Source organism: Rhizobium ecuadorense, from assembly GCF_001187535.1.
GTDB lineage: Bacteria > Pseudomonadota > Alphaproteobacteria > Rhizobiales > Rhizobiaceae > Rhizobium > Rhizobium ecuadorense.
In genome coordinates, this window is the sequence record NZ_LFIO01001194.1 from 1 (window position 1) to 236 (window position 236).

Sequence of the window (236 nt, forward strand, 5' to 3'; positions counted from 1 at the left end):
GTCCTGACCGAGGCGATAGCCTTCGGCGTCATGTCTGGTAAGGCCGGCCTTATCGAGATACTGATTGGCGAGATCGACATTATACTCCAGATACTGGGTTGCCATCTTCTCGTCGTAGAGTGCAGTGCCTTCACGCGGTGCTGCCTGATATGGCTTGGCCTGTCCGGCATAGATCAGCTGGTTGAGCTCTTCGCGGTTGATGGCGTAGCTGAGGCCGATGCGGAAATCCTTGTTGG

At 55.9% G+C, this 236-nt stretch carries 1 protein-coding gene; it reads right to left on the reverse strand.

The genetic code is table 11. From position 1 onward, the window contains the following. Positions 1-236 (reverse strand): ABC transporter substrate-binding protein (locus tag AF337_RS25440; protein ID WP_244471311.1); only part of this gene is annotated, 236 nt, incomplete at both ends.